The 23,436-nt window shown below is 62.9% G+C and carries 37 protein-coding genes; 20 read left to right on the top strand and 17 right to left on the bottom strand.

What is annotated here, in order from left to right; translation table 11 throughout:
• Positions 1 to 26 precede the first annotated feature (26 nt).
• Positions 27 to 1,952, bottom strand: a complete 1,926-nt coding sequence (locus tag QQL79_RS05890; RefSeq protein ID WP_284388836.1) for a cell wall hydrolase — start codon at positions 1,950 to 1,952, stop codon at positions 27 to 29.
• An 81-nt stretch (positions 1,953 to 2,033) separates the two neighbouring features.
• Between QQL79_RS05890 and QQL79_RS05885 the strand changes: the two genes are divergently transcribed.
• A complete protein-coding gene (locus QQL79_RS05885; RefSeq protein WP_284388834.1) occupies positions 2,034 to 2,375 on the top strand; it encodes a hypothetical protein in 342 nt (113 codons plus the stop codon).
• Between the two features lie 2 nt (positions 2,376 to 2,377).
• On the opposite strand, the gene QQL79_RS05880 is transcribed toward QQL79_RS05885, so the two are convergent.
• The 15 genes from QQL79_RS05880 to QQL79_RS05810 all read right to left on the bottom strand — a co-directional run bounded on the left by QQL79_RS05880 (position 2,378) and on the right by QQL79_RS05810 (position 12,822).
• Positions 2,378 to 2,701, bottom strand: coding sequence for a hypothetical protein (locus QQL79_RS05880; RefSeq protein ID WP_284388832.1), 324 nt, complete (start codon positions 2,699 to 2,701; stop codon positions 2,378 to 2,380).
• 63 nt (positions 2,702 to 2,764) lie between these two features.
• On the bottom strand, positions 2,765 to 3,049 hold the full coding sequence (locus QQL79_RS05875; RefSeq protein WP_284388830.1) for a hypothetical protein: 285 nt from the start codon (positions 3,047 to 3,049) through the stop codon (positions 2,765 to 2,767).
• 64 nt (positions 3,050 to 3,113) lie between these two features.
• Positions 3,114 to 3,335, bottom strand: a complete 222-nt coding sequence (locus QQL79_RS05870) for a hypothetical protein (protein WP_284388828.1) — start codon at positions 3,333 to 3,335, stop codon at positions 3,114 to 3,116.
• Positions 3,336 to 3,344: 9 nt separating this feature from the next.
• Positions 3,345 to 4,286: a hypothetical protein gene (locus QQL79_RS05865; protein ID WP_284388826.1), complete on the bottom strand. Its 942-nt coding sequence runs from the start codon at positions 4,284 to 4,286 to the stop codon at positions 3,345 to 3,347.
• A 9-nt stretch (positions 4,287 to 4,295) separates the two neighbouring features.
• Complete coding sequence (locus tag QQL79_RS05860) at positions 4,296 to 6,533, bottom strand: portal protein (protein WP_284388824.1); 2,238 nt, start codon at positions 6,531 to 6,533, stop codon at positions 4,296 to 4,298.
• Between the two features lie 3 nt (positions 6,534 to 6,536).
• Complete coding sequence (locus QQL79_RS05855; RefSeq protein WP_284388822.1) at positions 6,537 to 6,965, bottom strand: hypothetical protein; 429 nt, start codon at positions 6,963 to 6,965, stop codon at positions 6,537 to 6,539.
• Between the two features lie 391 nt (positions 6,966 to 7,356).
• Positions 7,357 to 7,992: a hypothetical protein gene (locus QQL79_RS05850; RefSeq protein WP_284388820.1), complete on the bottom strand. Its 636-nt coding sequence runs from the start codon at positions 7,990 to 7,992 to the stop codon at positions 7,357 to 7,359.
• On the bottom strand, positions 7,989 to 9,572 hold the full coding sequence (locus QQL79_RS05845; protein ID WP_284388818.1) for a terminase large subunit: 1,584 nt from the start codon (positions 9,570 to 9,572) through the stop codon (positions 7,989 to 7,991). The genes QQL79_RS05850 and QQL79_RS05845 overlap by 4 nt, the downstream gene beginning before the upstream one ends.
• On the bottom strand, positions 9,565 to 10,320 hold the full coding sequence (locus QQL79_RS05840) for a terminase small subunit (RefSeq protein WP_284388816.1): 756 nt from the start codon (positions 10,318 to 10,320) through the stop codon (positions 9,565 to 9,567). The genes QQL79_RS05845 and QQL79_RS05840 overlap by 8 nt, the downstream gene beginning before the upstream one ends.
• The gene (locus QQL79_RS05835) at positions 10,317 to 10,628 is read right to left on the bottom strand and encodes a hypothetical protein (protein WP_284388814.1); all 312 of its coding nucleotides are present in this window, start codon (positions 10,626 to 10,628) and stop codon (positions 10,317 to 10,319) included. The genes QQL79_RS05840 and QQL79_RS05835 overlap by 4 nt, the downstream gene beginning before the upstream one ends.
• 124 nt (positions 10,629 to 10,752) lie before the next feature.
• Entirely contained in the window at positions 10,753 to 11,019 is a 267-nt protein-coding gene (locus tag QQL79_RS05830) for a hypothetical protein (protein WP_284388812.1), read from the bottom strand.
• A 47-nt stretch (positions 11,020 to 11,066) separates the two neighbouring features.
• Entirely contained in the window at positions 11,067 to 11,330 is a 264-nt protein-coding gene (locus tag QQL79_RS05825) for a hypothetical protein (protein WP_284388810.1), read from the bottom strand.
• Entirely contained in the window at positions 11,327 to 12,181 is an 855-nt protein-coding gene (locus QQL79_RS05820) for a helix-turn-helix domain-containing protein (protein WP_284388808.1), read from the bottom strand. The genes QQL79_RS05825 and QQL79_RS05820 overlap by 4 nt, the downstream gene beginning before the upstream one ends.
• A complete protein-coding gene (locus QQL79_RS05815) occupies positions 12,178 to 12,567 on the bottom strand; it encodes a hypothetical protein (protein ID WP_284388806.1) in 390 nt (129 codons plus the stop codon). Before QQL79_RS05815 ends, QQL79_RS05820 begins: the two co-directional genes overlap by 4 nt.
• 6 nt (positions 12,568 to 12,573) lie before the next feature.
• Complete coding sequence (locus QQL79_RS05810; protein WP_284388804.1) at positions 12,574 to 12,822, bottom strand: hypothetical protein; 249 nt, start codon at positions 12,820 to 12,822, stop codon at positions 12,574 to 12,576.
• A gap of 116 nt (positions 12,823 to 12,938) precedes the next feature.
• Here QQL79_RS05810 and QQL79_RS05805 point away from each other — a divergent pair, with 116 nt between their 5' ends.
• On the top strand, positions 12,939 to 13,253 hold the full coding sequence (locus QQL79_RS05805) for a helix-turn-helix domain-containing protein (protein WP_348523172.1): 315 nt from the start codon (positions 12,939 to 12,941) through the stop codon (positions 13,251 to 13,253).
• Between the two features lie 11 nt (positions 13,254 to 13,264).
• Here QQL79_RS05805 and QQL79_RS05800 read toward each other — a convergent pair whose 3' ends face one another.
• Positions 13,265 to 13,510, bottom strand: a complete 246-nt coding sequence (locus QQL79_RS05800) for a hypothetical protein (protein WP_284388803.1) — start codon at positions 13,508 to 13,510, stop codon at positions 13,265 to 13,267.
• 163 nt (positions 13,511 to 13,673) lie between these two features.
• Between QQL79_RS05800 and QQL79_RS05795 the strand changes: the two genes are divergently transcribed.
• The 18 genes from QQL79_RS05795 to QQL79_RS05710 all read left to right on the top strand — a co-directional run bounded on the left by QQL79_RS05795 (position 13,674) and on the right by QQL79_RS05710 (position 23,434).
• Positions 13,674 to 13,937 (top strand): hypothetical protein, encoded by a 264-nt coding sequence (locus tag QQL79_RS05795; protein WP_284388801.1) that lies wholly within the window; start codon positions 13,674 to 13,676, stop codon positions 13,935 to 13,937.
• 5 nt (positions 13,938 to 13,942) lie between these two features.
• Complete coding sequence (locus tag QQL79_RS05790; RefSeq protein WP_284388799.1) at positions 13,943 to 14,197, top strand: hypothetical protein; 255 nt, start codon at positions 13,943 to 13,945, stop codon at positions 14,195 to 14,197.
• Position 14,198: 1 nt separating this feature from the next.
• Positions 14,199 to 14,447, top strand: coding sequence for a hypothetical protein (locus tag QQL79_RS05785; RefSeq protein ID WP_284388797.1), 249 nt, complete (start codon positions 14,199 to 14,201; stop codon positions 14,445 to 14,447).
• A 2-nt stretch (positions 14,448 to 14,449) separates the two neighbouring features.
• Positions 14,450 to 14,815: a hypothetical protein gene (locus QQL79_RS05780; RefSeq protein WP_284388795.1), complete on the top strand. Its 366-nt coding sequence runs from the start codon at positions 14,450 to 14,452 to the stop codon at positions 14,813 to 14,815.
• Between the two features lie 90 nt (positions 14,816 to 14,905).
• Positions 14,906 to 15,166 (top strand): DUF2312 domain-containing protein, encoded by a 261-nt coding sequence (locus QQL79_RS05775; protein ID WP_284388793.1) that lies wholly within the window; start codon positions 14,906 to 14,908, stop codon positions 15,164 to 15,166.
• Between the two features lie 4 nt (positions 15,167 to 15,170).
• Positions 15,171 to 15,506, top strand: a complete 336-nt coding sequence (locus tag QQL79_RS05770; RefSeq protein ID WP_284388792.1) for a hypothetical protein — start codon at positions 15,171 to 15,173, stop codon at positions 15,504 to 15,506.
• A gap of 3 nt (positions 15,507 to 15,509) precedes the next feature.
• The gene (locus QQL79_RS05765) at positions 15,510 to 15,917 is read left to right on the top strand and encodes a hypothetical protein (protein WP_284388790.1); all 408 of its coding nucleotides are present in this window, start codon (positions 15,510 to 15,512) and stop codon (positions 15,915 to 15,917) included.
• Complete coding sequence (locus QQL79_RS05760; RefSeq protein WP_284388788.1) at positions 15,910 to 16,632, top strand: hypothetical protein; 723 nt, start codon at positions 15,910 to 15,912, stop codon at positions 16,630 to 16,632. Before QQL79_RS05765 ends, QQL79_RS05760 begins: the two co-directional genes overlap by 8 nt.
• Positions 16,629 to 16,946 carry a hypothetical protein gene (locus QQL79_RS05755; protein WP_284388786.1) on the top strand — a complete coding sequence of 106 codons (318 nt, stop codon included), beginning with the start codon at positions 16,629 to 16,631 and terminating at the stop codon, positions 16,944 to 16,946. The genes QQL79_RS05760 and QQL79_RS05755 overlap by 4 nt, the downstream gene beginning before the upstream one ends.
• Entirely contained in the window at positions 16,943 to 17,158 is a 216-nt protein-coding gene (locus tag QQL79_RS05750; RefSeq protein ID WP_284388784.1) for a hypothetical protein, read from the top strand. The genes QQL79_RS05755 and QQL79_RS05750 overlap by 4 nt, the downstream gene beginning before the upstream one ends.
• On the top strand, positions 17,155 to 18,297 hold the full coding sequence (locus QQL79_RS05745; protein ID WP_284388782.1) for a DNA-methyltransferase: 1,143 nt from the start codon (positions 17,155 to 17,157) through the stop codon (positions 18,295 to 18,297). The genes QQL79_RS05750 and QQL79_RS05745 overlap by 4 nt, the downstream gene beginning before the upstream one ends.
• A complete protein-coding gene (locus QQL79_RS05740; RefSeq protein ID WP_284388780.1) occupies positions 18,294 to 18,506 on the top strand; it encodes a hypothetical protein in 213 nt (70 codons plus the stop codon). The genes QQL79_RS05745 and QQL79_RS05740 overlap by 4 nt, the downstream gene beginning before the upstream one ends.
• Entirely contained in the window at positions 18,503 to 19,321 is an 819-nt protein-coding gene (locus QQL79_RS05735) for a DUF6551 family protein (protein WP_284388778.1), read from the top strand. Before QQL79_RS05740 ends, QQL79_RS05735 begins: the two co-directional genes overlap by 4 nt.
• The gene (locus tag QQL79_RS05730) at positions 19,314 to 19,676 is read left to right on the top strand and encodes a helix-turn-helix domain-containing protein (RefSeq protein WP_284388777.1); all 363 of its coding nucleotides are present in this window, start codon (positions 19,314 to 19,316) and stop codon (positions 19,674 to 19,676) included. Before QQL79_RS05735 ends, QQL79_RS05730 begins: the two co-directional genes overlap by 8 nt.
• Positions 19,673 to 19,951 carry a hypothetical protein gene (locus tag QQL79_RS05725; RefSeq protein ID WP_284388776.1) on the top strand — a complete coding sequence of 93 codons (279 nt, stop codon included), beginning with the start codon at positions 19,673 to 19,675 and terminating at the stop codon, positions 19,949 to 19,951. Before QQL79_RS05730 ends, QQL79_RS05725 begins: the two co-directional genes overlap by 4 nt.
• Complete coding sequence (locus QQL79_RS05720) at positions 19,948 to 21,990, top strand: DNA cytosine methyltransferase (RefSeq protein ID WP_284388775.1); 2,043 nt, start codon at positions 19,948 to 19,950, stop codon at positions 21,988 to 21,990. The genes QQL79_RS05725 and QQL79_RS05720 overlap by 4 nt, the downstream gene beginning before the upstream one ends.
• Positions 21,987 to 22,622, top strand: coding sequence for a hypothetical protein (locus QQL79_RS05715; RefSeq protein WP_284388774.1), 636 nt, complete (start codon positions 21,987 to 21,989; stop codon positions 22,620 to 22,622). Before QQL79_RS05720 ends, QQL79_RS05715 begins: the two co-directional genes overlap by 4 nt.
• A complete protein-coding gene (locus QQL79_RS05710; RefSeq protein WP_284388772.1) occupies positions 22,622 to 23,434 on the top strand; it encodes a hypothetical protein in 813 nt (270 codons plus the stop codon). Before QQL79_RS05715 ends, QQL79_RS05710 begins: the two co-directional genes overlap by 1 nt.
• Positions 23,435 to 23,436 lie beyond the last annotated feature (2 nt).

Raw genomic sequence — 23,436 nt, 5'->3', positions numbered from 1 at the left:
GAAAATCGGGAACGGCGCAATGCGACCTAGCGGCTGTTCTTGCCGCTGTCCTTATCGTCCTCTTCATCCTCATCAACCGGATCGGCCTCTTTCACCAGCGTTTTGCCCTCGCTGGCCGCCTTGTCGAGCGATTGACGGGTGATCGGCTCGCCCGTTGCCTCGCGATTGGCGCGGTACACGTCCATGTTCTGGCCCTCGTGATAGGTGGCGTCGAACGAACGTGATGGACTGCCTTCAGTGCGGACGAGGCTGACGGTGCGGGGTTGCCCATTGGTGATAGCGACGGCCGGGCTCCCCTCCCGCACCCTGCCCTCGATGATCGACGGGGCTTGGCCAATATTGGACTTCCCGATACCGGGCACATTGCCAAAGAACTCACGCGCCCGATCGCCGAGACCGGTGACGCGCTGGCCGAATTGTTCGAAGCGATCGCCCAGCCGGTCGAACCCCTGCTGGACCAGGTTGGGCTGCTGCTGTGCCGGCGCGGCCGCAGGCTGAACCTTTGTCTGCGCCGCTACCCAGTCAGGGTTGAGCCGTTGGATTGTCCTGGTCGGCGCTGGCTTGTTGGGTGCTTTCTCCGCCGGCGACCCTTTGACTGCCAGATCCTGCGCCGCCTTTGCGCCGGCCGCCGCATTCGCAACAGCGTCACGGGATCCGCCATGCGCTACGTCGCCCAGCGGTATTTTGCCATTGGACGGGGCGATGCTCGATGCACTCACCCCCGCGCCGCGCTGCGGAATCGGTTCGGTGACCGTTATGTATTTCGGTATGTCGCTGGGACTGGCGGCAAATGTGTTCATATCTGCCCAACGGGGCATAGCGCCCGGTGCGTCGGTTTTGGCGACGGGCGCGGAAGCCGGTGGCCCGGCCAGCCCGGGCGCACTAGCCGGAGCACCTGGCCCTGCCGTCGTCGGCTGCCCTGTGAGCCCCATGACCTGCTGGCGCGACGGCATGGTGCCGATATCATTGGCGCGAGCAGGCACGCCGGTGGGTCCAATCACCGGTAGCTGCCTGCCGCCTTGGCTGGCTGCAGGAGAGGTCGCGGGCTGCGACTGCGAAGAGCGTGGATACCGGGGATCGTCCTCGCTCATCAGATACCCGGTGTCCGGATCGATCGGTTTTCCGGCTGGGGTGAACGATATGCCGCCCAAGGGCGCCGCGGGGCTTACCCCGTCAGTAGGGTTTGGTGCCCCGCCCTGCCGGGTTGCAGCCATTTCGGGAGACATGGTCACCGGACGCGGGCGGTCCAGCTCAGCACGGGTCCGGGCCGCTGTTCCCTGCACCCGGGAAGCGGGGATTGGCGGCAGCGAATCCAGTACGGCATTGGTGCGCGCAGCGGCCCGGCGAGATGGGTTCGGCGGTTCGGAATCGGGGAAAACGGAGAGCTGGGTAGCAACCGTGTTTGGGATTTCGCCGGGCGGGAGCTTGATGCCATCGCCGTTGTAGAAATCACCGGAGATGACCGCTTCCACCGGCGTCCCACCCTTTGTGGTGCCGTGGTAGTGGACCGAACTGCCCTTGCCATAGCGCGGCCCGTCCAGCGCCTTGATCCAACCCTGATTGCTTTTGTCGCTAAAGTTGGGGTTGGCGTAATTGAGATGGCCGCCGACACTGCTGGGCACGCCGCTTATGCGGGCATTGACCCAGTCGTTCACTGCCGATTTCGCCGCTGCGGGCACGACGTTATTGGGAACCTTCTCGACCGAACCCCAGACGGTATAGTCCCGACCCGTCGGCCCATTGATCGCCGAAAACTGCCCATACTGGTTAGCCACGCCGGCGATGGTATCGGGGTAGCTTGGGGAGACAACCCGATTGAGCACCGTGTCGACGATGCCCGCCACCTGCTGCTGATAGGCATCAGGGTCAGTCTTGGCCAGGCGGTGGTCTGCTTCCGTCGCGACGATCCTGGTGAGGTAGTCGCGATCCTGCGGGGTGATCGTAAATGCCATGACGATAGGTCCAAGATTGGAGGCCACGTCATGCGGCAGGTTTGCCGTAAACTACACCGATGGTCGCCGCTTGGCGAGCGCATGGGGCAGCGCTATAACTCCCCCATGATCCGCGTTCTGACCAGCACTATCGTCCTGATCCTCGCCATATCGGCTGCAACAGCGGCCGAATGCCGCTTTATGGACCAGAGCGGTGCCGAGCTGGTGCAACAGCCCGGGGCGCTGACCGTCCTGAATGCCGACGGCAGCGTGGACACGACCTGCCAGCTCAAGGGCAACGGGCCGGGGAACCCGGTGATGACCGGGCTTTGTGACGATGGGTTTGATTGGCCCTATTTCATGATTGCCGCGACCCCATCGGAAGAGCCCAGCATTGCCATTTTCATCAATACCGCTTGGTATCCGACCGGCGATTGCCGATAGTCCTATCGCAGGACCTTGCAGCCCTGGGCATGGCAAAGCGTCACGCCGCCGGTCCAGCGATCGAGCAAATACACGATGCCAGGACTATCCCCTGCCGCCGCCGGCGTCACATCATAGCGGGTGATCCAGCCCACCGCGAAAATCAGCGCGACTATGCCAATGACGGCTAAGCGCGCAGGCATGGATGACAGCCGATGCCAAGGTGTTTTGATCCCGGCAAGCTGCGCCCCACCTGTTCCCACAACCTGTGGCCGCGTGCCAATGTAGGCAACGATGGCGATGAATACTGCCACCACCGCGAACCCAACCACCAAGCTCGTGTTCATTTACGCCCCCCAAGCCGCCCCATAGGTTGATGGGATCGTATTGCCGACGTCAAGGCCGAGAGCTCACAGGAACTCTAGCTGAGTATCCTTGCTGAAGGTCTGGACGTGCGTGGGCTGGACGGAGCCATCCGCGAGCGTCATCCAGGTAGCGGCGACGAGGTGATTGCCGCGGTCATCTTCGCCGAAGTAAACCCCAACGTGATGGACAAACTTCACGCCCTCTGGCGGGCGCTCGAACATATAGTTCCACGGGCCGTTGCCACCGAACGGATAGGTCACCAAGCACATCTGCCACCTGCCACTAATCTCAACAATGGCAGGGCTCGGAATTGCGGTTAGTTCGCTCAATTGATCATCATCCTTCCCAGCTCGCCCCCAACAATGACGCGGACGGCCCCGGATAGCCCGTCGGCTATCCGACAGGCGCGAGCATCGGCCGAGCCTGCTGGTCACCTGTAATGCCGGTGACATAGCGCGGCGGGATGATGCCGGTGGGTATCAACGTGATGGGGCTGAGGCTGGTGGCGAATTGGAGGCCAACCCGCCGGCCATTCTTTTCCGTCACCCGCACCACCGCGACGCCGGCGATATCCACCGCCTGGCCCACCTTAACCGTCAAAGCCAATAGCCCCATGGCGGTCTCCTATGATGCCAAATATGTGTCGCGATCGGCGTCGGACAGCTTAGCCATGGCCTGCTCGTAAGCCTCACCCTGCAAGCGATCGAGATAGGCGAAGCGACTGCCTTCTTCGAGGTCAGTGGCATCGGCCGCCGGCACGCTGCCCAGCGATGGAGGAATGACCCGCTCGCTGGCCGGTGCGGGCGTCCTGGCCGGGGGCGTATCCGTCTTGGGCTGCTCCTCCTTCGGCGCCGCCGGCGTGCCGAAATCGGCGGCGACGATTTCATGGGCCTGGTCGAGCAATTGCGGGTCGAAGGGATCCCGGCCTTCCCTATGCGCCAGGTCCTGGAAGCGCCGCACTTCGAGATCGAGCGCGTTGTAGCGCGGGGAGCCCACGCGATACTCGGTATGATCGGCAAGCCAGTCCGGAACGACATTGGTGACATAGTTATGGCGCACCGCTTCTTCGCTCATCGTGGCTTTGAGGCGCACGTCCCGCAGATCATGCATCTGGTCATCCAGCGCGCTGTTCTGCGCGTTGTATTCCTTGGCCGTCAGTTCGCCATCGTCAAAACGCTGGGCCAGCGCTTCCTTCTGGCTGCGCAGGTCCTGCATCGACTGGTCGAAATTCGCCGGCAGCTTGTATTCCGGCAAAGCCGACCCGGCGCGCCGTGGCGATGCCTCGGCCTCATCGGTGGCGACCGGTGCCGCAGCATCCGCGGCGGGAGCCACCGCCGGCGTTTCCGCCACGGCCGGAGCTTCTGGCTTTGGGTCGGGCTTTTCGGCGACGGGTTCCGCATCGGACGCGCCTTCAACGGCAGCGGCCGCCGCGTCGTCTTCATCGCCCTCCTCTTCTTCATCGAGCGGGATTTCGCCCTCATCGACAAGGCTTTCGTCGAGCAGGCCGGCGCGCTCTTCTTCGGTCAGGAATTGCAGTTCTTCTTCGGTAAACTGGTGCTTAGCCATCATGGCCTCCTACGGCATAGGTGCGGCGCCTAGGCCCGGTGCCGGTCCGGGTGCTGGCGGTTGTGGGGTTGGCATGGGCTGCTGCGGCTGGGCGGCGGCCTGCTGCTCGGTGGCCTGGGCAGCCGCGAGCTGATCCGAAGCACTGGCAAAGCCAGCCTCGGCAAGAATGTGATCGGCGATATGTGCCGCTGCCGGCGGAAGAGCGAGCGTTTCGCCGGCTGTTGCCAGCGCCCTGCCCTGCGCATCGACCTTGGTAACCGCGAGCTGAGCAACGATGCGCTCGGCCTCGGCCTCGCTCTTCGCGGCCGTCGCGATGGTCTTGCGCAGCTCGGCCACTAGCTGGGCGCGCTGGAACTGGTCGAGCTCCGCCTTGGCCTGCTGCTGCGCCAATTCTTCTTCGGTCGGCTCTTCGGCATCCGGATCGCGCTGGCCCGTGACGGAGCGAATGCGCTTGACCAGCTCGTCGCGGTTGGAAATGTCCATGTTCTCAACGACGAGATCGAGCAGCAGCAGCGAGACCTGTGGCGGCAGCCTGGTCATGAGCTCGAGTAGCTCGTCGACGGCGGCTTGCCGCAGCGATGCCCGCCAATCGGCGTCGGTAATGACATAATCCGCCTTGGACCGAACGATATCATTCTCGGGCAGCCCGTCATTGACGCGGACATATTGGGGATTGCCCCGCATATTGGTGATGCGGAACGCCTTCTTCTCGCTGACGAACTGCTCGATATTGGACAGCAGCTTTTCGCCGCGGACCTGGCTGCCCAGCCGCAGATTGTCGAAATAGATGGCGGTGGCCATCGATCCCTGATCCTGCCGGCGCTGGATCGCCACGCCCGACGTGGCGTTGGTCTTGCGGCCAAGCAATTCGTCGGTGACGCCGGAGGCCTGCTGGATCATCGCGATGTTCCGCGACATGAGCTCGAGCTGGTACTGGGAGAGATCGCGATCGCTTTCAAGGTCAAGGCGCTTGCCCGGCTTCGTGACGATCAGGGCATCGGGCCGGCTGACCTCCTCCATGAGCGCGTCGACGTCCTCGACCGCGCCCTCCTCCATGATGACTTTGTTGTTGCTGAGGATGGCCAGCGCCTTGGAAGCGCGTTTGTTGATATCCTCCTGGATATCGCGCAGGCCCCGGATCATCCCATAGGGCAATCCGTCGGCGGCGCGACGCTTGCCCCAGATCGGGGTGAACGGAAACTGGTTGTGCCGATATGGCGATTCACTGAACCAGAGCATGCCGGCAGTGGTGAAGATGGCCACATGCATGCGCATGGTCATCTTGGTGACCAGCTCGGCCTCGCCACTATTGAGCGCTTCGACATGGCCGGGCGAAAACTTGTCGTAAAGCTCACCGTGGAACACGCCGCCCTTGATGCGCTGGGTTTCGAGCGGCAGGCGTATCCATCCCTCAATCAAGCGGACGCGCTGGCGGGAATAGCCGGAAAGCCGATCAGCTGCGCGAGCACTATTGTACTCGAGCATGGTTTCCTGGCTGTCCATGGCCTCATCGCCATATTCGTCGGTGCCCAGCAGGTCCTCAGTGGTCGCGGCGGCCTGCTCCAGCATCCCGCGCCGCTTCTTGAACATGGCGCAGGCAATATCGAGGTCTACCCATTTCGACCGGAAAATGTACCGGCCATCGGTCAGGTCGAGCTTGGTGGCGCTGCTGTCATGCAGCATGTTGCGCCAGTTTTCGTATTGCGCGGTGAGCGGCTCACCATCGCCCTCGTCATTGATGGCGTCTTCTATCCAGCCCAGCCCGGATTTTACCGAATCCTCGAAGGCACGACTGATATCGAACGGTGTCCGGTTGACGTCGGACAGGTATTTCATCAGCTCGCTTTTGCGCTGGGCCGGTTGCGAGTCTTCTTTGCGCCGCGGCAGGATCTTGTAATCGGCCCGGGCGCGCTTCTCAGTGCCGGTCACCCAATCGACGGATGCCGAGATGACGTTGTAGACGATGGCCTTTTGCCCGCGCTCCTCGAGCGTGGCGATATCTTCTTCGGTCCATTGATGATTATCGTAGAAATCATCATCAAGGGCCCGCTGCATGCGGTTCTCGTACTGCTTGTCGAGCTCCTTGGTGTAGGTGCCCATGAGGTGATGATGCAGCCGAACCATCCGGGGCTTATCAAGCTCCGCGACGGGCACCGCCTTGGCGCCATCGCCCTGCCCGCCGCCCGGGATCGGGGATTTGTATTCCTTGCGGCTGACAGAACCATCATCGGCATTGAGATCGAACATGGCCTAAAGCTCCACCTCTGTGGTGCGGCCGGTGCGGTGATCCCTGATGGTCACCTCGGCCACGGGTTCAGCGGCAGCTGGGGCCGAAAGGGCCATGTATGGGGGGATATGCAGAAGGTCGTGCAGATGGTCAACGATGAGGCCGACCAGCCGGAAGATATTGCTTTGGTGCGTCGACATGCGGAGGGCTTGGCAGAACCGGAATGCGGTCTGCGCCGCCTGGCGCGGGTCGCCTATGGTCTCTTCCCATATCCACGCCTTATCGGACGTGATGATGCAGGGCCAGGTATGCTCGTTGAGCTCCTCGCCGGTCCGGATAATGACGATGCAGGGGCGGATGCGATCGCCCATATCGGCCCATGTGCCGATGACGGTGAGGTCACCACGCACATGGTAGAAATGGCGCAGGCGAAGGTCGAGGATGGACTTCATGCACAATCCTCGCGCTCGAGGAGGTGCGGCAAGGCCAAGCTAGTGATTCTGGTGCCGGTGTAAATAGCGGGCATGATTATCCCCGCCCTGCGGCGCGACGTTTCCGCCAGCGCCGATGGGCCCGCTCGCCGCCGGCACGGTTCTTGTGGGCAACGGGCAATGACCGGCCGAACCGGTACCGGTCCACACGCTCCTCGCGCATGGCGACACGCTCATGGGCCTGTTGAGGTGCAGGGGCACGTTCCGGGCCGGCAGGCGGTGTCGGGGTGACCTTTACCTGCCCAGATAGCTCGGCGGGTGTGGGCGCCATGGCTATCATTGCGCCAAGCGCCATGGCGCTAGCAGCGACTATCCCACCGAAGCCGAAGAGTGAGCGCGAGCGTTTCATAATCTATTCCCTCTGGAGTTTGTATTCGGCGCGGGCGAGCAGCCCGAGCGCCGTGAAGGTGTCGGGGCAGGCGTTGCGGTAATGGTGCTCGAGCGAGCCATCGGCGCCGGTTGCCGAAATGCTCACCACAATGGCCTTGGGGCGAATGCGGCCGCTGTCGATCTCGCGCAGCAGCTCAATGAGGACATCGCGTGGGGACCATGCCGCCGCGCTGCTTTTCGCGGTCGCGCGGCGTTCCCCGATGGTCTCGGGGTGATCGGCAAAATTGTCGGGATGCGGCGGCAAGATCGAGCGGTGAGGTGTTCCCGCGGCTCGACTGAGGGGGCTGCTGAACGACGCCGTGGCCGTGCCGCCGCGCGAGCAGGTGCAGGTGGGATGGGTGTATTGGTCCCCGAGATTGCCGCCGCAAATCGTGCACGTTATTGGCAGTTGCTCCTCGGGTTGGGGCACCCGAATGACGACGCCAAGCTTGGGCCACTCCACCTCCCTGCCCTCATCCAACAGACGCCAGTCGTTCCAATCGTGGATAGATGCATCGTACAGCGGGCGCGGCGTAGGTGTTCGGAAGGTCGCCCCATTGGTCAGCACGATAAGAACCGCTTCGAAACTGACGGCAATATCCTGGATGACATTGGTCATGCTGCCATTGCTCCCTTGTTCCGGCGCTTAGGCCGTGTCTGCCCGCTATTGGCGGCCATGATGATGCCGCCGGCCTTGGCCTGGGCGTGCTGCCGCAGCGCATCGGTGGCGTGCTGGTGGCCGTTTTGCGCGACCTGCGAGGTGTAGGTGGACGTCCGGACGTTCCAGACCTTGCCGTAGCCATCGAGGTGCTTGATGCCCTCGGCGCATTTGGTTTCGTCGATCCAATAGGACGACATGGCATTGCGCAGCTGTTGGATGCCGGTGATCAGCTCGTGGATGCGCGGCACGATTTCGATATTGCGGAAACCGACTTCCCCGATCATGTCGGCGGAAGTTTTCAGGATCTCGGCGCCGGGCCGGCGATGCGCGCCGTCATGGGGCAGATAGCAATGGCCCAGCGCATAGCCGCGCTTGTCCACCTCCGCCTTGAAATAGGCATAGGGCTCGCCGGAAGCCTCGATATAGTCGATGAAGCGGTCCTGAAGCCCGACCTGCTGGTGGAACCAGATGGCAATGTCGTCGTCGACGCCCAAATCCCACCAGAGGTTGACAGGATAGGCCGGGTCATAGGGCACATGGGTGATGCGGTTCTGTTTCCGCATCGTGGCCATCTGGTTGGCGAGCCACTTGCCCTCGGTGGATATCGTGAATGCCTCGTCCAATGTGGACGGGTACTGCATCCACATCTTCTCCTGGTCGCCACCGAACTCGACGTCGCGCTTTTGCACGTACCATGCGCGTTTGGGCAGGCTGATGTCGCGGCCAATGGTGGCTTCAAGCCGGGCGAAATAGGCATGGTCCTTGGGCGAGATGACGATGCCCGTGGGGTCGGTCTCATATTCGGAAGCGTCCCACCAGCTGGCAAAATGCAGCCGGTAATCCATCTCCCCCAGCGGCCGCCCGAGTTGCGCCGTGGCGCGGGCCTTCAACACCAGTTCGGTGAAATTGCCGTCCAGCCCTTCCACCGTGCTCTCGACGACGACAATGCCGGTCTTGTCGACGGCGGGGATAGAGCCGGTCTGGATTTCCTTGGCCTTGATCGGCGCGACCTGGCAGATTTTGCCGTATTCGGTGACGTGCAACCACTGGATCGTGCCACCGCGCACCGATGTGGCGCAGCGGATCGACGAATTGTTGGCCAGCACGATCTTCTTGAGCGTCATGCGGGCCGGGACCATTTCGCGGATCAGCGGCGGCAGCCGGTCATAGGCGAACTTGATCTTGTCGCCGAAAATCTGCTCGGCCAGGGTCGTGGTCTCGGCGATGATGCCGCAGCGCTGGTTCGGTTCGAACAGCGCATGGTCGAGCATCAGGATCTGGACGACGGTGGAGAACCCGCGCTGGCGGGCCTTCGGCACGACGTTGCGAAACCAGATTTCCCGGATAAACTTGTCCTGCACCTCGTTGGGGCTGAACAGGACGGGGTTACCCTCCTTGTCCATGATCCAGTAGAGGTTCCGCAGCCGCCAATGCGGGTCTTGCAGGTTGATGAACAGGGTGAGCTCGTCAGTGGTGAGCACCCGGCCCAGCTGATGCTGGAGCGCTTCGACCTTTTTCGAAAGGATGACGTCACTCATCGTCGCCCTCGTCATCGTCGATCAGGTCGGGATTCGTGACCGGCAGCGATATCGGCGGCGCCTGGGTGGGCCGGATCGATGTGCCCTGCAGCTGGGTCAGCAGCTGGGCCAGCGGGCCACCCTCGGCCACGTCGAGCTCGCGCTTTTCCTTGAAGGCCTGCACGTCGACGTGCTTGCCGATCATTTCCTTGAGCTTGCTGCGGCTAGCCGTCCGGTATTCGACGATCCGCGCCGACACGACTTCCCCGTCAGGTGTCAGCTCCTCGCGGACCTTGAGGCCTTCGACCAGCCCCTGCCGAAACACCAGCGGCCAGTCGGCAATGGGCTTCATTGACCCGTCAGGATTGTGGATATCGTTGATATCCGCCTCGAGCTCGTCCCCCAGCCGTTGCAGCAGCTTGTCCGCATCCCATTTCGTCCGGGCCGACCGCTCTTTCATCAGTTCGGTGATGCAGCGGCGGATATGAGGTTTTCTCAGGTTCTCATAGGCGATGGCGGCTGCGGTCTTCTCGCTGTACCCGGCGCGGATCGCGGCCTGTGTCCCGTTGAAGTCCACCAGATATTCCTGGCAGAACAGGAACTCTTTCGGGGTCAGCTTCTTCGTCGCACCACCGTCAAGACCGGGCGCGTGCTCCCGATCCCCCAGACCAATGGGCTCGCCATCGGCCTCGAAATACTTATCGGCTATCGCCCTAGCCTTGGCCCGGGCGATCTCCTCTTTGGTCTGGGCGGGGGTGCGCTTCCTCATTGCTCGGCCGGCACCTGGTCGAGATGATGCTTGAACAGGGCAATGTCCTGCTCAACCGTTGGTTTGATGATGGGGCGGAAGCTTGTCGAGATGTACCAGATGTCAACGGACCGCTGACCGTCGCAGCTCTGATCGTCAGGAATCTCGCTGAACTTGAGCCATACTTCCCCGCGCTTGGCTTGGACAGCTGCAACGGTAAGCAGCTCATTGAGCATGGGTAGGCGATGCGGAACCTTATAGAAGGCCGGCATGTCCCATGCGTCATCGATGCAAACACATTCCGCACCGGGGCGCGCCCATGAACTCATGGCGACCATCCAAACCGTGCGGCTCCGTCATGGTATCGCGGCCGGGCCGCAATTCCCATGACGGTTTGCCCGCCGGCGCGGTGCCGGCGGGTGGGGCAGAACCGCGACTGGGCAGTTGCCGCGATCATCCCAGGCGCTGCTCGATGCGATCGAGCGCTTCGTGGATGGCCTGGATCGTCACAAGCAGGTGGCGGCCGGCGCCTTCGACCAGATCGAACTCGCCTGCGTCTTCCCCAATGGGGTCGCCGGTCCCGCGCGCCACGTTCCGCGGTGCGGCGCCAGAAAGCCGGTCGGCCAGACGGTCGACGCGCTCGTGCAGCGACGACAATTCGCCGGCGGCGTTGAGAACTGGGGCAGAAAACTTGATCGGTGGGGCGGCGTTCAACGACATGGCACTTTCTCCGTTCCCGAGATGCGGCCCGGGCTCCGTTTGGTTGGTCACAGGCCCATGGCCCGCTCGTTCGCCTGGCGCTTGATGCGTTCCCATAGCCAGGCATCGATGCGCCCTAGGCGCGGCGTCCAGCCGGTGCGGCGGGCCGTTCTTTTGAGCTTGGTGCGGAGCTGGCGCAGGGCCTTGTCACCAAGGCGGTAATGATCGCCGCACATCACCTCGGCGCCCTCGCCCTCATCGGGCTCCCGCTTGTAGGTTCGCCGGCACCCCATGATCAGGCAGCCAATGCGGTCGTGGGGAATGGGTGTCATGCCCGTTCTCCCGACGGCCAGCGCGTCGTCACGAGCAACCAGCCTCGTTCCGTGGTCGCTCGCTCACCCTTTTCGCCATGCTGTTTGCGCATCGCAGCGAGCCACGGCCGCCATTCGGGCCGGTCAGGCGTCACCACGAAATAGCCATCGTCGTCGATGGTGGGCGGATCGTTGGCAAAGGCGCGGAAAGCGCGTTCGCGGATCGTGGTGGTCAGGTTCGGGATAGGCAGCGACCGCCGATACCAGCGCGCCGAAACGGTCGAGACCATCAGCGTGAAGACAGCGACGATATCGGCTGTGTCATCAGGCCCGAGCTGTTCGTAAGCCCGCTGGGCACTATCACGGCTCCCCTGCCCCCCCTCGGGCCACATCTCCCAGATACGGGCAAAGGCATCGGGGTCTACATCTGGTATGGCCTCGGCCTCACCCTGCTGTGGGGTAAGGGGAATCTTACTGGTTATCTTACTGGTTATTAGTGTCTCAGAGCTGTGAGACACGGATTTAGCGGTTTTTGAGACACGGGTATCCGTGTCGCAATTTGAGACACGGCCTACTACATCTAGTGTGGCGAAATCGGTATCGAAGGCGATGTAATACCGGGTGCTGAGTTGCATGCCCGTCACCGGGTCTTTGGCGGCGACACGCCGGACCAGCCCGGCTTCCTCAAGCTCGGTCAGATGCCGGTTGAGCGATGCGCGCGACACTTCGCATTCGTGGGCGAGCTTTTCCTGATGCCCAAAACAGTAGCCGGAGTCGGCATTGTGCCGGTCGGCCAGATGCACCAGCACCTTCCATACGGCGGGCTTGAACCCGCGCTGTTTCAGAGCCCAGTTCATCGCGGCGTGGCTCATCGGTCACCTGCCCCGGCGTCGCCGTGCCGCCGGGCATGCCGAAGGGTCGAGCGCCTGTGCTCGGCCTTGCCCATGATCTTGATGGCACGCTGGCGTGCCCGTGGGTGGATGGTCGTGGCCACCTTCTCGGGCTGGCTCACCTCGATTTCATAGGTGGCGGTCCGGATGCAGGTGCATCCATCGGCAATGGCCGCTGCCACAACCGGCGTCAGGATTTTTGCCCTGACCGCATCAATGGTCGTGTCGATGGCGGCGCAGTGATCAGCCGCCAGCGCCTTCGCACCCATCACCGCCTCGTCGCCAGGGACGATCACGCCCAGCACCCGCTGCACGTAGCGGGTGACGGCATGATAGCTGATGGCCGATAGCGAGACGTCCGGCGCCATGGCGGTCTAGGGGCTTGAGGCAGTAGCGGGTTCGGCGGGGGCGGTGATTCCCCATAGCTCCGGCGGCGCGGAATAGCCCAGCTCCTCAAGCGCCTTGGTCATGACCAGATAGGCGTGATGCGCAAATCGGCCCCGGGCCACCCAGTTGCTTACCACCTGCGACGAGGCCGCCTGGGTGAGGTCCTGCACGGCTCCGACACCGCCGAGCACGGCCGTGACCTGCTCCACACTGTCCAACTGGGTGAGTTTTGCCATCGTGCAAGCCGCCAAGGGTAACGTCATTGCGGCGACCATATGCAACGTTTTGTTGTGTGGCAATTGACAACATAACGTTTCTAGCGTCCTTACTCGGCTTGAAACAAAATGTTTTCATGCTGCCGGACATGCCAGACACATCAAACCAAGCCATAGGCCGCCGATTGGTCGCTGTGCGCGAAGCACGCGGTCACTTGCAGGCAACCATGGCTAAACTCATGGACGTCAGCTACCAGCGCTGGGGCAATTACGAGCGTGGTGAGCGCTTTCCCCCGCCGGATTTGCTGGCGCGCTTCTGGCAACTGACCGGCGCAACCTCCGACTTCATCCTGTTCGGCCACATGAACGGGCTGCCGTATGAGCTGGCGGAGAAGCTACGCGCCACCGCCAGCAAGAAGCTCACCGACACCAAAGACGCCGCCACCGGCTAATCCGGCAGAGCTTATTCGCCTTTTTGGTTTGCCGCAGGCGGCGGCACGGTGAACGACGGCGACGAGGCATCCTTTACCGCACGGATCGAATAGACCCGCCGTTCGTTGCGTGGCCGCAAGAAGCCCTCGACGAGCTCCTTGGCAAAGTCCAGGACGCGGAGAGCCGAATCCGGGTCCTCCGGAAGCATGTTGATAATTGTGGTCGCCAGTCGCCGCTCTTCAATCTCGCGCCGCTGCTTGCTGGAATCGTCTGCCATTTAGTTCCCCCAAAAGAACGCCGTGGCACCACGTGGTGGTGCTCTGTTTCAAAAGTCATAGCAACATTTTGTTTCGTCGACAATTGACGCACAACAAAATGTTTTGTAGCGTCCGACTATCAAATGCCAATTCGATTTGGCTGGCGGATGGGGGAACATCGCAATGACAATTGTACGTAATGGTAACCAGCCAGGCACGGATCTGATCTGGGATATGCCTGACGATGCCGTTGAGCTGGCACAGTCGAGCGAAACCATCGTGCCGGACCGGCGCTGGCTCATCATCTATCTGGGCGTCATGTTCGCCCTCGCGCTGGTCGCTCTGGTCTGGGGCGCCATCTGGCTCGCGACCAATCAGGCTGAGGCGCTGGCCACGTGCCAGCTGCGCCACAGCACCGATGTCTGCCAGATCGCGCTGAACGGGTGATCGCCATGACCGCCCGCATCATTCCCCTTTTCCAATCTCAGCGCGCCGCGCCATTGCCGGCGCCGTCCATACCAGCGCCGGTCGTCGACGCGGTGCGGGGCGATGGGCTGAACCCGCTTGCCCGCCAGATGGTGGCCGCCGCCGTCAAGAGCTGGATGGAGGGTGATCCCCTCACCCAGCGCGAACAGCGCATCGTCGATCTGCTGCTCGACACGAACTATTACGGCCAGCTCGGCCGCCTGGCGATGGTGGGGTGCTGACATGGCGACCCATTATTGCCGTTGCCGCGAGTTCGACGCGCACGATCAGAACGACCTCAACGAAATCATCTTCGACTGCTGCTCTCTGTGTGGCGGCAGGGTGCACCGCATCGAGCCTCTGGAATCTCAGGAGGCAGTATTTGCGCCGCCGCTCGAAGTAGCCGTTCCCGGCACTGCATCGATCAGCGCTGCCGCCTATTTTGCGGCTCTGCTCGGCGAGCCGGTTCCCGCAACCGAACAGCGAGGCTGACCATGACTCTGCGCTTTCTCAATCCCGATGGCACAGCCAACGCAGACGCCGAAGCGGCGCTGCTCAAGGGCCTGACCAGTGGCAACGAGCTGGAACGGTGCTTCACCCGTGCGATTGCGGCCAATGTCATGGGCCCGCTCGAGCTCTGGATGCAGGCCGAGATAGATCGTGGGACGGATAACGCCACGCTCATCACCGTCATCATGCGCCTCAAGCTGCAGGAGGTCGCGTCGATCACCGGCAGCGCTTTCACCGACGACGGCGCCACGCTGGTCCGCGACATGTGGATCAAGATGATTTCCAGGGATTTCACCGAACACGCCGGCAAGGTGCGCGAGATGCTCGCTGCCCGCCGTGCTGCCGGTTAGGCCGGGGCTCCCCTCCCCAGCCGGCCAGGCCCGGCGACTGTACCCCCAAGCCAGTCGCCGGGTCACCCTCTCACCCAACAGGAGCCTCCAATGGCCGAAGACAGCGTAGCCCAGGACCAGTTGCGAGCGTTCATCGAACGCATCGAGCGGATGGAGGAAGAGAAAGCCGCGATCGCCTCCGACATCAAGGAAATCTATGCCGAGGCCAAGGGCAACGGCTTCGATACCAAGATCCTGCGCAAGATTGTGGCCATCCGGAAACAGGACGCCAATGAGCGCATGGAGCAGGAAGCCCTGCTCGAGCTCTACATGTCCGCCCTGGGCATGGTCGCCGCGCCGGCGGAGGGCTGATCCGATGAGCACCACCGCCAAAACCACCCCAGCCACGAAGCCCAGCGCCCTCAAGATCGTCCCGCCGGTGGAAACCGACACTCTGGCCAACGCACTTGAGCAATTCGCCACCGAGCAGCGCCCGATGATCCGCCGCGGCGAGATCGCCCGCCAGAAGCTGGCGCAGCAGGTGCGCGAAACCGAAACCCTGCTCGTCGAGCTGGACGGTCGCGAAGCCCTGCTCGATCGCGTCTATGAAGCCGCCAAGGCCGCGATGGCCGACCAGCGCAACGACCTCAACGAAGAACTGGCGCTTTACACTCGCGGGCTGGAAGGCTCCGCCAGCGGTCGGGCGGACTGACCGATGGCCGGCACGGGGGTCTATAAGTGGTATTGGGGCCATGGTCCCTTCCCCGAACATTACCACGGGGGCGTAGCCACGGGCGACGAAGCGCTGGCGCTGGCCCGGGAGCATTTCCCGAACGGCGACTTCTGCATCGTCGAGGCCGATAAGACTCTTCCCTCCACCGATTGCTTTGACGCCGGGGATATCCTCGACCGTTTCGAGGACAAGAACATCGAGTGCTGGGGCGAAAACGGGTTCGATACGCCGATCACCAGCGCCGAAAAACGCGAGCTTGAGCAGAAGCTGGCCGACTGTTTCGCCCGCTGGCTGCGCAAGCATGGCCTGGCCACTGGGCACAACCTCAACGATATCCGCAAGACCGATTATTTCGCGCCCTTCACGCATGCGGAGGCGGCCAATGGCTGACCGTCCCATGCTCTTTTCAGGTCCCATGGTCCGCGCCCTGCTCGACGGCACCAAAACGCAGACCCGGCGCCTGTGCCGCCTGCCCCAGCCGACCGGTCCGATCATCGACATGGTCAAGGTGGCGACTGAGGCCGCGAGCGGTCGTTCCGTCTATGAAATGAAGGATAGCACCGGCCAGCACGTCGATATCCGCGCCGGCAAGTATTTCGTGACGCCGCACTACATGCCGCCGGTTGCGGTCGGGGATCGGCTCTGGGTACGCGAGACGTGGACCGCCCGGATGACGCATGGGTGGACTATCGCCGATGCTCGCTCCGGCTGGTATCCGACCGAAATACTCTACCAGGCAGACGGCGTTAAGAGCATCGACGGCTGGTGGCCATCCATCCACATGCCGCGCGAATTTTCGCGCATCACGCTCACCGTCACCGATGTGCGGGTTGAGCGGCTAAAGGACTGCTCTGCAGCGGATGCGCTGGCCGAGGGTGTTGTGGAGTTTTTCCGTGGCCCGGAACGCCTAGGCTGGCCCGCTGCCGCGCCCGACGATGCTATTGCCGCCGCGTCTGCATACGGCATCGTCGGCCCCGTCGAGATGTACCGCGATCTTTGGGAAAGCATCAACGGCCCCGGCTCCTGGGCTGCCAACCCTTGGGTGGTCGCCTACACCTTCACCGTCCAGCGCGGCAATATCGACCAATTGGCGAGGGCGGCATGATCAGCACCGCCCCCAGCGCCCAGACCATCGCCCGCACCATCGTCGTTGCGGCCCAGATGACCGGCGAGGATCCCGAGGCGATCATCGGCACCCGTCAACACTTCCGGGGCCGGTTGATCGCCTATGCCGCGCTGCTCATCGTGTTCCCAGGCCATTCGCCTGGCGCCACCGCGGCGCTGCTCAATTTCGCTGAAACCCGCAATGCCCAGTCCCGCCTCGCGGCGGCCCGCCGTTCTGCCTGGTGGAACGAGGACCGTGTCGACGAGCTCGTGGGTGAGCTCGTCGCCGACCAGTATGGGGAGCAGGCCGCATGATGACGAAAGCCGAAATGGCGGCGGGCCTCGCCGACGGCCGCACCCTCATTCAGGAGGAATGGGCCGACTTCGCAGAAATTCAGGCCATCAACGAGCTCGTTGCCGAAGGCCTGGCCAGCGCCACGCGCTGGGAATGGAAGGCCAGCTATCAATGTGAGCGGCGTGTCATCACCGCGCGGGTACTCGCTCCTCAACTGGAGCGCGCCTCGTGAGTAATCCGCTCTATCTCCTCAACGGTCGTGCCACGATCCATATCGGCGATGTCATCGCGCGGCTGCGCGATCTGCCGGATGGCTTCTTCGATTGCGTCGTGACCTCTCCACCATATTGGGGTGTGCGCGACTACGAAGTGATCGGGCAGATGGGCATGGAACGTACCCTTGCCGAGCACATCGAGGTCATGGTCGCCGTGTTCGAAGAGATCCGACGGGTCCTCAAGCCCGCCGGCACCGTGTGGCTGAACTATGGCGATTCATTCGCCGGCACGCCCAACGGCCGCAGCGCTGCAGCAACCCGCGCGCTCGGCAATGACGATCGAACCTTTCGCGACAAACCCTTTTCTACCGTGGGCACAGGACCGCTAGGCGCAGATTTTATGGACCGCCCTTTCCGGGACGTGGTCAATGCGATCAAGGCCAAAGACCTTTGCATGGTACCAAACATTCTGGCGTTGGCGCTGCGCGCCGCCGGCTGGTGGGTGCGGCAAGAGAATGTCTGGGGCAAGTCCAACCCCATGCCGGATTCGGCGGGCAAATATCGCCCGTCCACCGCACACGAAAAAATCTGGATGCTCGCCAAGAGCAAGCAGTATCTCTACGACCATGCCGCCGTGGCAATGCCAGCGAGCGGCACGGCACACGCCCGCACCGCCCTGGTGCCGGCCAAAGACACCCGTCCGGGCGTAACCCCCAAGAGCGCGCCGGAGAAGTCATTGGTGCGAGCTAAAGAGAGCTTCCACGCCTCGACCACCAAAATCCCCGACACACGCTATCTGCGCAACTTCGAACCGGCCCCTATTTCCGCTTGGCAGTTTAATTCTGTCGGCTTCACCGAAGCCCATTTCGCGACCTTCCCGCCAGAGCTGGCGGAACGCTGCATCAACGCGGGCTGCCCTGCCAACGGGCTGGTGCTCGACCCCTTCGGCGGCTCCGGTACCACCGCCCTGGTAGCGCTCCGCATGGGTCGCCGGGCCCATCTGATCGAGCTTAAGCCCGAATACGCCGACATGGCGCGGAAGCGCCTTGAGCGCGACTGGATGGGCGAGGACGAGCGCCGCCGCGCCATCGCCAAGGACAAGGGCACCCCACCGCCCGGCCCATTGTTTGAAACACCTTTGGAGGCAGCTGAATGAACTGGACCAAGCGCCGCTATAGCCCGATCGAGGCCTTCGGCTTCGTGCTGGCCACCATGATGATTATGGGCCGGCCCTTTTCATTCCTGCCGTGGCCTTGGGTCGAAGGGATAGCCGAAGTGTTAGCTTTCGTGGGCACGGTTCTGACCGCAGGTATCATCAGCGATGCCTTGCGGCAATCGAAGCTGAACGGCGGTGAGCCGGAATGAAGCGCGAGATCGCCGCCCTCAAGCTGCCTGACCTCAAAAAGGCCGTCATCGTCGGGGCCCCGCCGCGTCTGGCCATGGTGGACCCGAAAACACTTTACGTCGACGATAGCTACCAGCGCGGCCTGTCCGAACGCTCCATGCGCCTCGTCCGAAAAATTGTCGAGGAATGGGATTGGTCTGCCTACAAGCCCCCTATCGTGGTGGAGATTGACGGGCGGCGCGAAGTGATCGACGGCCAGCATACGGCCATCGCTGCAGCCACCCACGGCGGCATCGCCGAAATCCCGATTCTGGTTACCGAAGCCGACGCTCTGGCGGGTCGCGCCAATGCCTTTGTCCGGCACAACCGGGACCGCATCCAGGTCACCCCGACCCAGCTGCACAATGCCATGGTGGCGGCTGGTGACGAAGACGCACTGACCATCGATCAGGTGTGTCAGCGCGCCGGCGTGAAGATCCTGCGCAATCCGCCGCAGATGGGCAAATTCGCTCCCGGCGAGACGGTCGCGATAACCACCGTCCGCAGCCTGATCAGCCGGCGCCACCCTATCGGCGCCCGCAAGGTCCTCGAAATCTGTGTGGCCACCGGCGCCGCGCCGGTCTCCGCGGACCTGATCAAGGCCGTCGAATGCCTGCTCTTTGCCGAAGAATACAAGGGTGAGATCGATCCCGAGCGCATTGCGCCCATCATCAGTGCCTTGGGCGAAAGCCTGGCCAATGATGCGGAACGGTTTGCCGCAGAACGCAAGGTCCAGCGCTGGCGCGCCATGGCCTCCGTCATCTTCATGAACAAGCGTCGAGGCCGCAATGCTTAGTGACCTGGAGCAACGGCAGCAGAATGAAATCGAGACGCTGCGCGAGCGCATCCGCCAGCTCGAAGAGCTGCTTCTCCCATCCAACATTCCGGTTCCGGTTGAATGGTGCCTGACCGGCAAAGAAATGCGGGTCTTTTCGCATCTGGCCTCACGCGACATGGGTACCAAGGCCTCGATCATGGCGGCGCTCTATAGCGACCGTATTGATGAAGAGCCCAACCCGAAAATCGTCGACGTTTTCGTCTGCAAGCTCCGGGCGAAGCTCAAACCCTACAATGTCCATATCCGGACCATCTGGGGCACGGGCTACGCACTCGATGACCGCGAACAGTTTCTGATGGCGGTGCCGGCATGAACGCCATCGACCCATCGAACTACTTCTCCGCAGACGCAATGCCATTGAAGGAATTGCCAACGGCTTACTGGGCACCCACAGCTGATGAGGTCGCCGCAGCGGCGCAGGGCGGGCTTGTCGCGCTCATTTTCGAGTCTCCCCCTTGCTTTGGCTATTCGCGCCCGACCGCCATTGTGACCGCCACCCCTGCCGAGTTCCGAGACTGGGGGCCAGGCCCGACCCCGCGGCGTCGGATTGATGCCATCAACCGCATGTTGGGGGCAGAAAAGCCGTGAACGCCATCCTGCACAATTCCTTCCTCGACTTTGCGGAGGCCCATGGCTTCGACACCACGCAGGAGCTGGTGATCGACTGCTTTGCCGGCGGCGGCGGGGCCAGCGAGGGCATGGAAACGGCAATGCGCGATATGCGTCTGGCCGGCCTGCTGCCCGAAGCACATCGCTGCTCCGTCGATATCGCGATCAATCACGATCCGAAGGCCATCGCCATGCACATGGCGAACCACCCTAGAACCATGCACCTGACAGCCGATATCTGGACGGCTGATCCGCTGACCGTGACAGGCGGCATCGCCGTCGGCGCGCTCTGGGCATCGCCCGATTGCCGGGGTTTCAGCAAGGCGAAGGGCGGCGCGCCGGTAAGCAAGTCGGTTCGCTCGCTGGCTTGGGTCGTGGCGCACTGGGCCGAACAAGTCCGGCCGCGCGAAATCTACATGGAGAACGTCGAGGAGTTCCAAGACTGGGGCGACCTCGACTTATCCAGCCGCCCCGACAAGAAGCTCAAGGGCAAGGAATTCAAGCGCTGGGTCAAGCGCTTCCGTGCCATGGGCTACGCCGTCGAATGGCGTGTTCTAAGGGCCAATTTCTGGGGGGCGCCAACGATCCGCAAACGCCTCTACATCATGATGCGCTGCGACGGCGAGCCCATCATCTGGCCACCCGAAACCCATGCTGACCCGAAATCCGACGAGGTGGCATTGGGCTTGAAAGAGGCCTGGCCAGTTGCCGCCGATATCCTCGACTGGTCGCTGGACTGCCCCTCCATCTTCATGACGAAGCAAGAGGCCAAGGAGTACACTCGTCGGACAGGTCGGCGCATCCAGCGCCCACTGGCGTTTAACAGCGACGCCCGGATTGCCAAGGGCACCAAGCGCTATGTCACAGACAAGGGCGAAGACGCCTTCGCTGTCGTGCTCAACCATTCCGGCGAGGGCTTCCGCGGGCAAGGGCTCGATGACAGTTTTCCAACCGTAGCTCGGGCGCACGATGCCCATGGGCTGGTCGTGCCTCATCTGGTCAGCGTCAACCATGGGGATAGCGGCGGGCGTAGGGAATATCCCGTCAATGAGCCCATGGGCACAGTGGAAACTCAGCCCAGCCGCGCAATTGTCGCCGCGCAGATCGCGCCGTTTCTGTCCCATGGCCAACAGGGCGGCCGCAGTCGGCCAGCTGATGATCCGACGCATACCATCACGGCTTCGACAAAAGACACCAATCAGCTCGTTTCGGTTTTCTTGAACAAGCACACATCGGGCGGTGTTGGGTCAGATGCTCGCGAAGGTGTCCCAACGGTCACGGCGAACTCGTTCATCAAGCGCCCGGGCGGCGCCTCCCCGCTCGGCGCAACAGCGGTCTACCTCGCGCAGCACAATGGCGGCCCAAGGGGTCCGATCGGGCGGTCTGTCGACGAGCCTGTTTCGACCTTGATGGTCGAGGGGTCACAACAGCAGCTGGTATCCGCCCATATGCTGTCGTTGAAGGGCAGCGACCGCCGGGCATATTCGGTTGAGGATGGCCATCATGCCCTGACGGCCCAAGGTGGCCACTCGGCCGTCGTCATGCCCTTCATGACGGCATACTTCGGTACCGACGAGATCGGCAGCGCCACAGACGGCTCGTTCCGCACCGTCACCGTCAAGCCCAGGTTCGGGCATGTCGAAGTGACTATCGACGCTCCGCCCCTGACCGACGCCCAGCTCGACAAGGCCAGGCAGGTTGCGGCGTTCCTACGTCGGCACGGCTGCTGGGATGACCGTGAATTTGTCACGGTCGGGCCGTGGATCGTGGTGGACATCGGCATGCGCATGCTGACACCCCGCGAACTGGCCAGCGCGCAAGGTTTCCCTCCCGAATACATCCTCGCCGCGCCTTACATGGGCAAGACGCTCACCGAGACCGACCAGCGCCACAAGATCGGCAATTCTGTCTGCCCGGACATGGCCAAGGCCCTGTTTAAAGCAAATTACCGGCCCAAACCGCGCCTGATTGCAAACAATGATCAGGGCTGGCTGTTCGACGCGAGGGCAGCGGCATGAAACACACCCGCTCCAGCGCAGAATGGGAAATCCGCGACGCCGTGGTGGCGTGGATCAGGGAAGAGCTGCCTCGGGCCCGCGTCGTCCATGAGCTCGTCGTCGGCAGCTGCCGCGCCGACGTGGCAGCTGTCACTCCGGACAAGGTCTACCTTTGGGAAATCAAGTCTGAGCGCGACACGCTCGATCGCCTCAAGGCGCAGTTGAAGACCTTTGATGCCTGCGCTCATCACACCATTCTGGTGGCCCACCGCAAATGGTTCGACACCAAGCCCTATAACAACGGCGCCCCCCGCCTGGCGTGGGACGAGGAACTCAGCGGCGGATGGCTCCGCGACGTCTGGTGCTATCCCCGTCCCGAGGAAAGCACCCATCGCTGGAACTTCACCAACGACATGATCGCGGGGATGCGCCAGCCCCATGCGGTGCGCCTGTTGGGCCTGCTCTGGAAAGCTGAGCTCGTCGACCTTGCGCGGCGCCACATGGTTCGCGTGAACGACCGGCTCGCCATGGGCGCCATCATCGATGTGTTGGTGTGGCACCTCGACGGCCGCCAAATCTGCGAGGGCGTTTGCGCCGCGCTACGCAGGCGCGAGTTTGCCGAGGCAGACGAACCTATCGGCGGGGTCTCATAATGCCCCTGCTCGATATCCGCATCCCACCGCGCCCAAAGCGCCCAACAGGTCGCCCGCGCTCTGACGGCGTTCCGCCGCGCGCCACGCAATCCCGATTCCTGCTCGAGCCCGTATCCGGCAAGTCTGCCACCATGCCCCCGCATGATCATCCCGCCATCGTCGACGGCCGGACGATCTATCCGCGCACGGTACGCCCGCTCGAAGATCGGTATGTGCTGAAATCGGGCATCCATCAGTCCAAGATCGGCGGCAGGCTGCTCAAGGGCAAATGGAAGGGCATGCCGGTCTATTGCCTGACGCTCGAGGAGCGCGCCACCTGCCCGCGCGAATGCCAGCTCTGGCGAGCCTGCTACGGCAATGCAATGCATATGGCCCACCGCTGGCGTCACGGCGAAGCGCTGGAGCGCCGACTGCGTATCGAAGTCGCAAGGCTTGCCAAGGCCCACACCGAAGGCTTCGCCGTCCGCCTGCATATCCTGGGCGACTTCTATTCCGTCGTCTATGTCGAGCTCTGGGCCGATCTGCTGCGCCGCCACCGCGAGTTGCACGTCTTTGGCTTCTCAGCTCGCTGGAACCACGCCGATCCCATCGCGCGGCCGCTGATCACCCTTGCCATGGAAAACTGGGACCGGTTCGCCATCCGGTTCTCCAATGCGCCAGTGGACACCTGTTCGACGGTTACGATCGAGCACGCGGGCCAGCGCCCGGCCGACGCGATCATTTGCCCTGCCCAGATGGGCCAAACCGAATCCTGCTCAACCTGCGGCCTATGCTGGCAGACCGAGCGGCGCATTGCGTTCATCAGGCACTGATC

The organism is Devosia yakushimensis, assembly GCF_030159855.1.
GTDB lineage: Bacteria > Pseudomonadota > Alphaproteobacteria > Rhizobiales > Devosiaceae > Devosia > Devosia yakushimensis.
This window is presented reverse-complemented; position numbering and strand designations above follow the sequence as displayed.

Coding starts and splice junctions, on each gene's coding strand:
- QQL79_RS05880 (WP_284388832.1), bottom strand. CDS start 2,701: ATGAACACGAGCTTGGTGGTTGGGTTCGCGGTGGTGGCAGTATTCATC.
- QQL79_RS05825 (WP_284388810.1), bottom strand. CDS start 11,330: ATGACACCCATTCCCCACGACCGCATTGGCTGCCTGATCATGGGGTGC.
- QQL79_RS05865 (WP_284388826.1), bottom strand. CDS start 4,286: ATGGCTAAGCACCAGTTTACCGAAGAAGAACTGCAATTCCTGACCGAA.
- QQL79_RS05725 (WP_284388776.1), top strand. CDS start 19,673: ATGAACGCCATCGACCCATCGAACTACTTCTCCGCAGACGCAATGCCA.
- QQL79_RS05765 (WP_284388790.1), top strand. CDS start 15,510: ATGGCCGGCACGGGGGTCTATAAGTGGTATTGGGGCCATGGTCCCTTC.
- QQL79_RS05810 (WP_284388804.1), bottom strand. CDS start 12,822: ATGGCAAAACTCACCCAGTTGGACAGTGTGGAGCAGGTCACGGCCGTG.
- QQL79_RS05735 (WP_284388778.1), top strand. CDS start 18,503: ATGAAGCGCGAGATCGCCGCCCTCAAGCTGCCTGACCTCAAAAAGGCC.
- QQL79_RS05770 (WP_284388792.1), top strand. CDS start 15,171: ATGAGCACCACCGCCAAAACCACCCCAGCCACGAAGCCCAGCGCCCTC.
- QQL79_RS05795 (WP_284388801.1), top strand. CDS start 13,674: ATGACAATTGTACGTAATGGTAACCAGCCAGGCACGGATCTGATCTGG.
- QQL79_RS05890 (WP_284388836.1), bottom strand. CDS start 1,952: ATGGCATTTACGATCACCCCGCAGGATCGCGACTACCTCACCAGGATC.
- QQL79_RS05775 (WP_284388793.1), top strand. CDS start 14,906: ATGGCCGAAGACAGCGTAGCCCAGGACCAGTTGCGAGCGTTCATCGAA.
- QQL79_RS05845 (WP_284388818.1), bottom strand. CDS start 9,572: ATGAGTGACGTCATCCTTTCGAAAAAGGTCGAAGCGCTCCAGCATCAG.
- QQL79_RS05750 (WP_284388784.1), top strand. CDS start 16,943: ATGATGACGAAAGCCGAAATGGCGGCGGGCCTCGCCGACGGCCGCACC.
- QQL79_RS05855 (WP_284388822.1), bottom strand. CDS start 6,965: ATGAAGTCCATCCTCGACCTTCGCCTGCGCCATTTCTACCATGTGCGT.
- QQL79_RS05850 (WP_284388820.1), bottom strand. CDS start 7,992: ATGACCAATGTCATCCAGGATATTGCCGTCAGTTTCGAAGCGGTTCTT.
- QQL79_RS05805 (WP_348523172.1), top strand. CDS start 12,939: ATGCTGCCGGACATGCCAGACACATCAAACCAAGCCATAGGCCGCCGA.
- QQL79_RS05790 (WP_284388799.1), top strand. CDS start 13,943: ATGACCGCCCGCATCATTCCCCTTTTCCAATCTCAGCGCGCCGCGCCA.
- QQL79_RS05730 (WP_284388777.1), top strand. CDS start 19,314: ATGCTTAGTGACCTGGAGCAACGGCAGCAGAATGAAATCGAGACGCTG.
- QQL79_RS05840 (WP_284388816.1), bottom strand. CDS start 10,320: ATGAGGAAGCGCACCCCCGCCCAGACCAAAGAGGAGATCGCCCGGGCC.
- QQL79_RS05755 (WP_284388786.1), top strand. CDS start 16,629: ATGATCAGCACCGCCCCCAGCGCCCAGACCATCGCCCGCACCATCGTC.
- QQL79_RS05870 (WP_284388828.1), bottom strand. CDS start 3,335: ATGGGGCTATTGGCTTTGACGGTTAAGGTGGGCCAGGCGGTGGATATC.
- QQL79_RS05885 (WP_284388834.1), top strand. CDS start 2,034: ATGGGGCAGCGCTATAACTCCCCCATGATCCGCGTTCTGACCAGCACT.
- QQL79_RS05710 (WP_284388772.1), top strand. CDS start 22,622: ATGCCCCTGCTCGATATCCGCATCCCACCGCGCCCAAAGCGCCCAACA.
- QQL79_RS05830 (WP_284388812.1), bottom strand. CDS start 11,019: ATGTCGTTGAACGCCGCCCCACCGATCAAGTTTTCTGCCCCAGTTCTC.
- QQL79_RS05800 (WP_284388803.1), bottom strand. CDS start 13,510: ATGGCAGACGATTCCAGCAAGCAGCGGCGCGAGATTGAAGAGCGGCGA.
- QQL79_RS05860 (WP_284388824.1), bottom strand. CDS start 6,533: ATGTTCGATCTCAATGCCGATGATGGTTCTGTCAGCCGCAAGGAATAC.
- QQL79_RS05740 (WP_284388780.1), top strand. CDS start 18,294: ATGAACTGGACCAAGCGCCGCTATAGCCCGATCGAGGCCTTCGGCTTC.
- QQL79_RS05820 (WP_284388808.1), bottom strand. CDS start 12,181: ATGAGCCACGCCGCGATGAACTGGGCTCTGAAACAGCGCGGGTTCAAG.
- QQL79_RS05815 (WP_284388806.1), bottom strand. CDS start 12,567: ATGGCGCCGGACGTCTCGCTATCGGCCATCAGCTATCATGCCGTCACC.
- QQL79_RS05780 (WP_284388795.1), top strand. CDS start 14,450: ATGACTCTGCGCTTTCTCAATCCCGATGGCACAGCCAACGCAGACGCC.
- QQL79_RS05760 (WP_284388788.1), top strand. CDS start 15,910: ATGGCTGACCGTCCCATGCTCTTTTCAGGTCCCATGGTCCGCGCCCTG.
- QQL79_RS05835 (WP_284388814.1), bottom strand. CDS start 10,628: ATGAGTTCATGGGCGCGCCCCGGTGCGGAATGTGTTTGCATCGATGAC.
- QQL79_RS05785 (WP_284388797.1), top strand. CDS start 14,199: ATGGCGACCCATTATTGCCGTTGCCGCGAGTTCGACGCGCACGATCAG.
- QQL79_RS05715 (WP_284388774.1), top strand. CDS start 21,987: ATGAAACACACCCGCTCCAGCGCAGAATGGGAAATCCGCGACGCCGTG.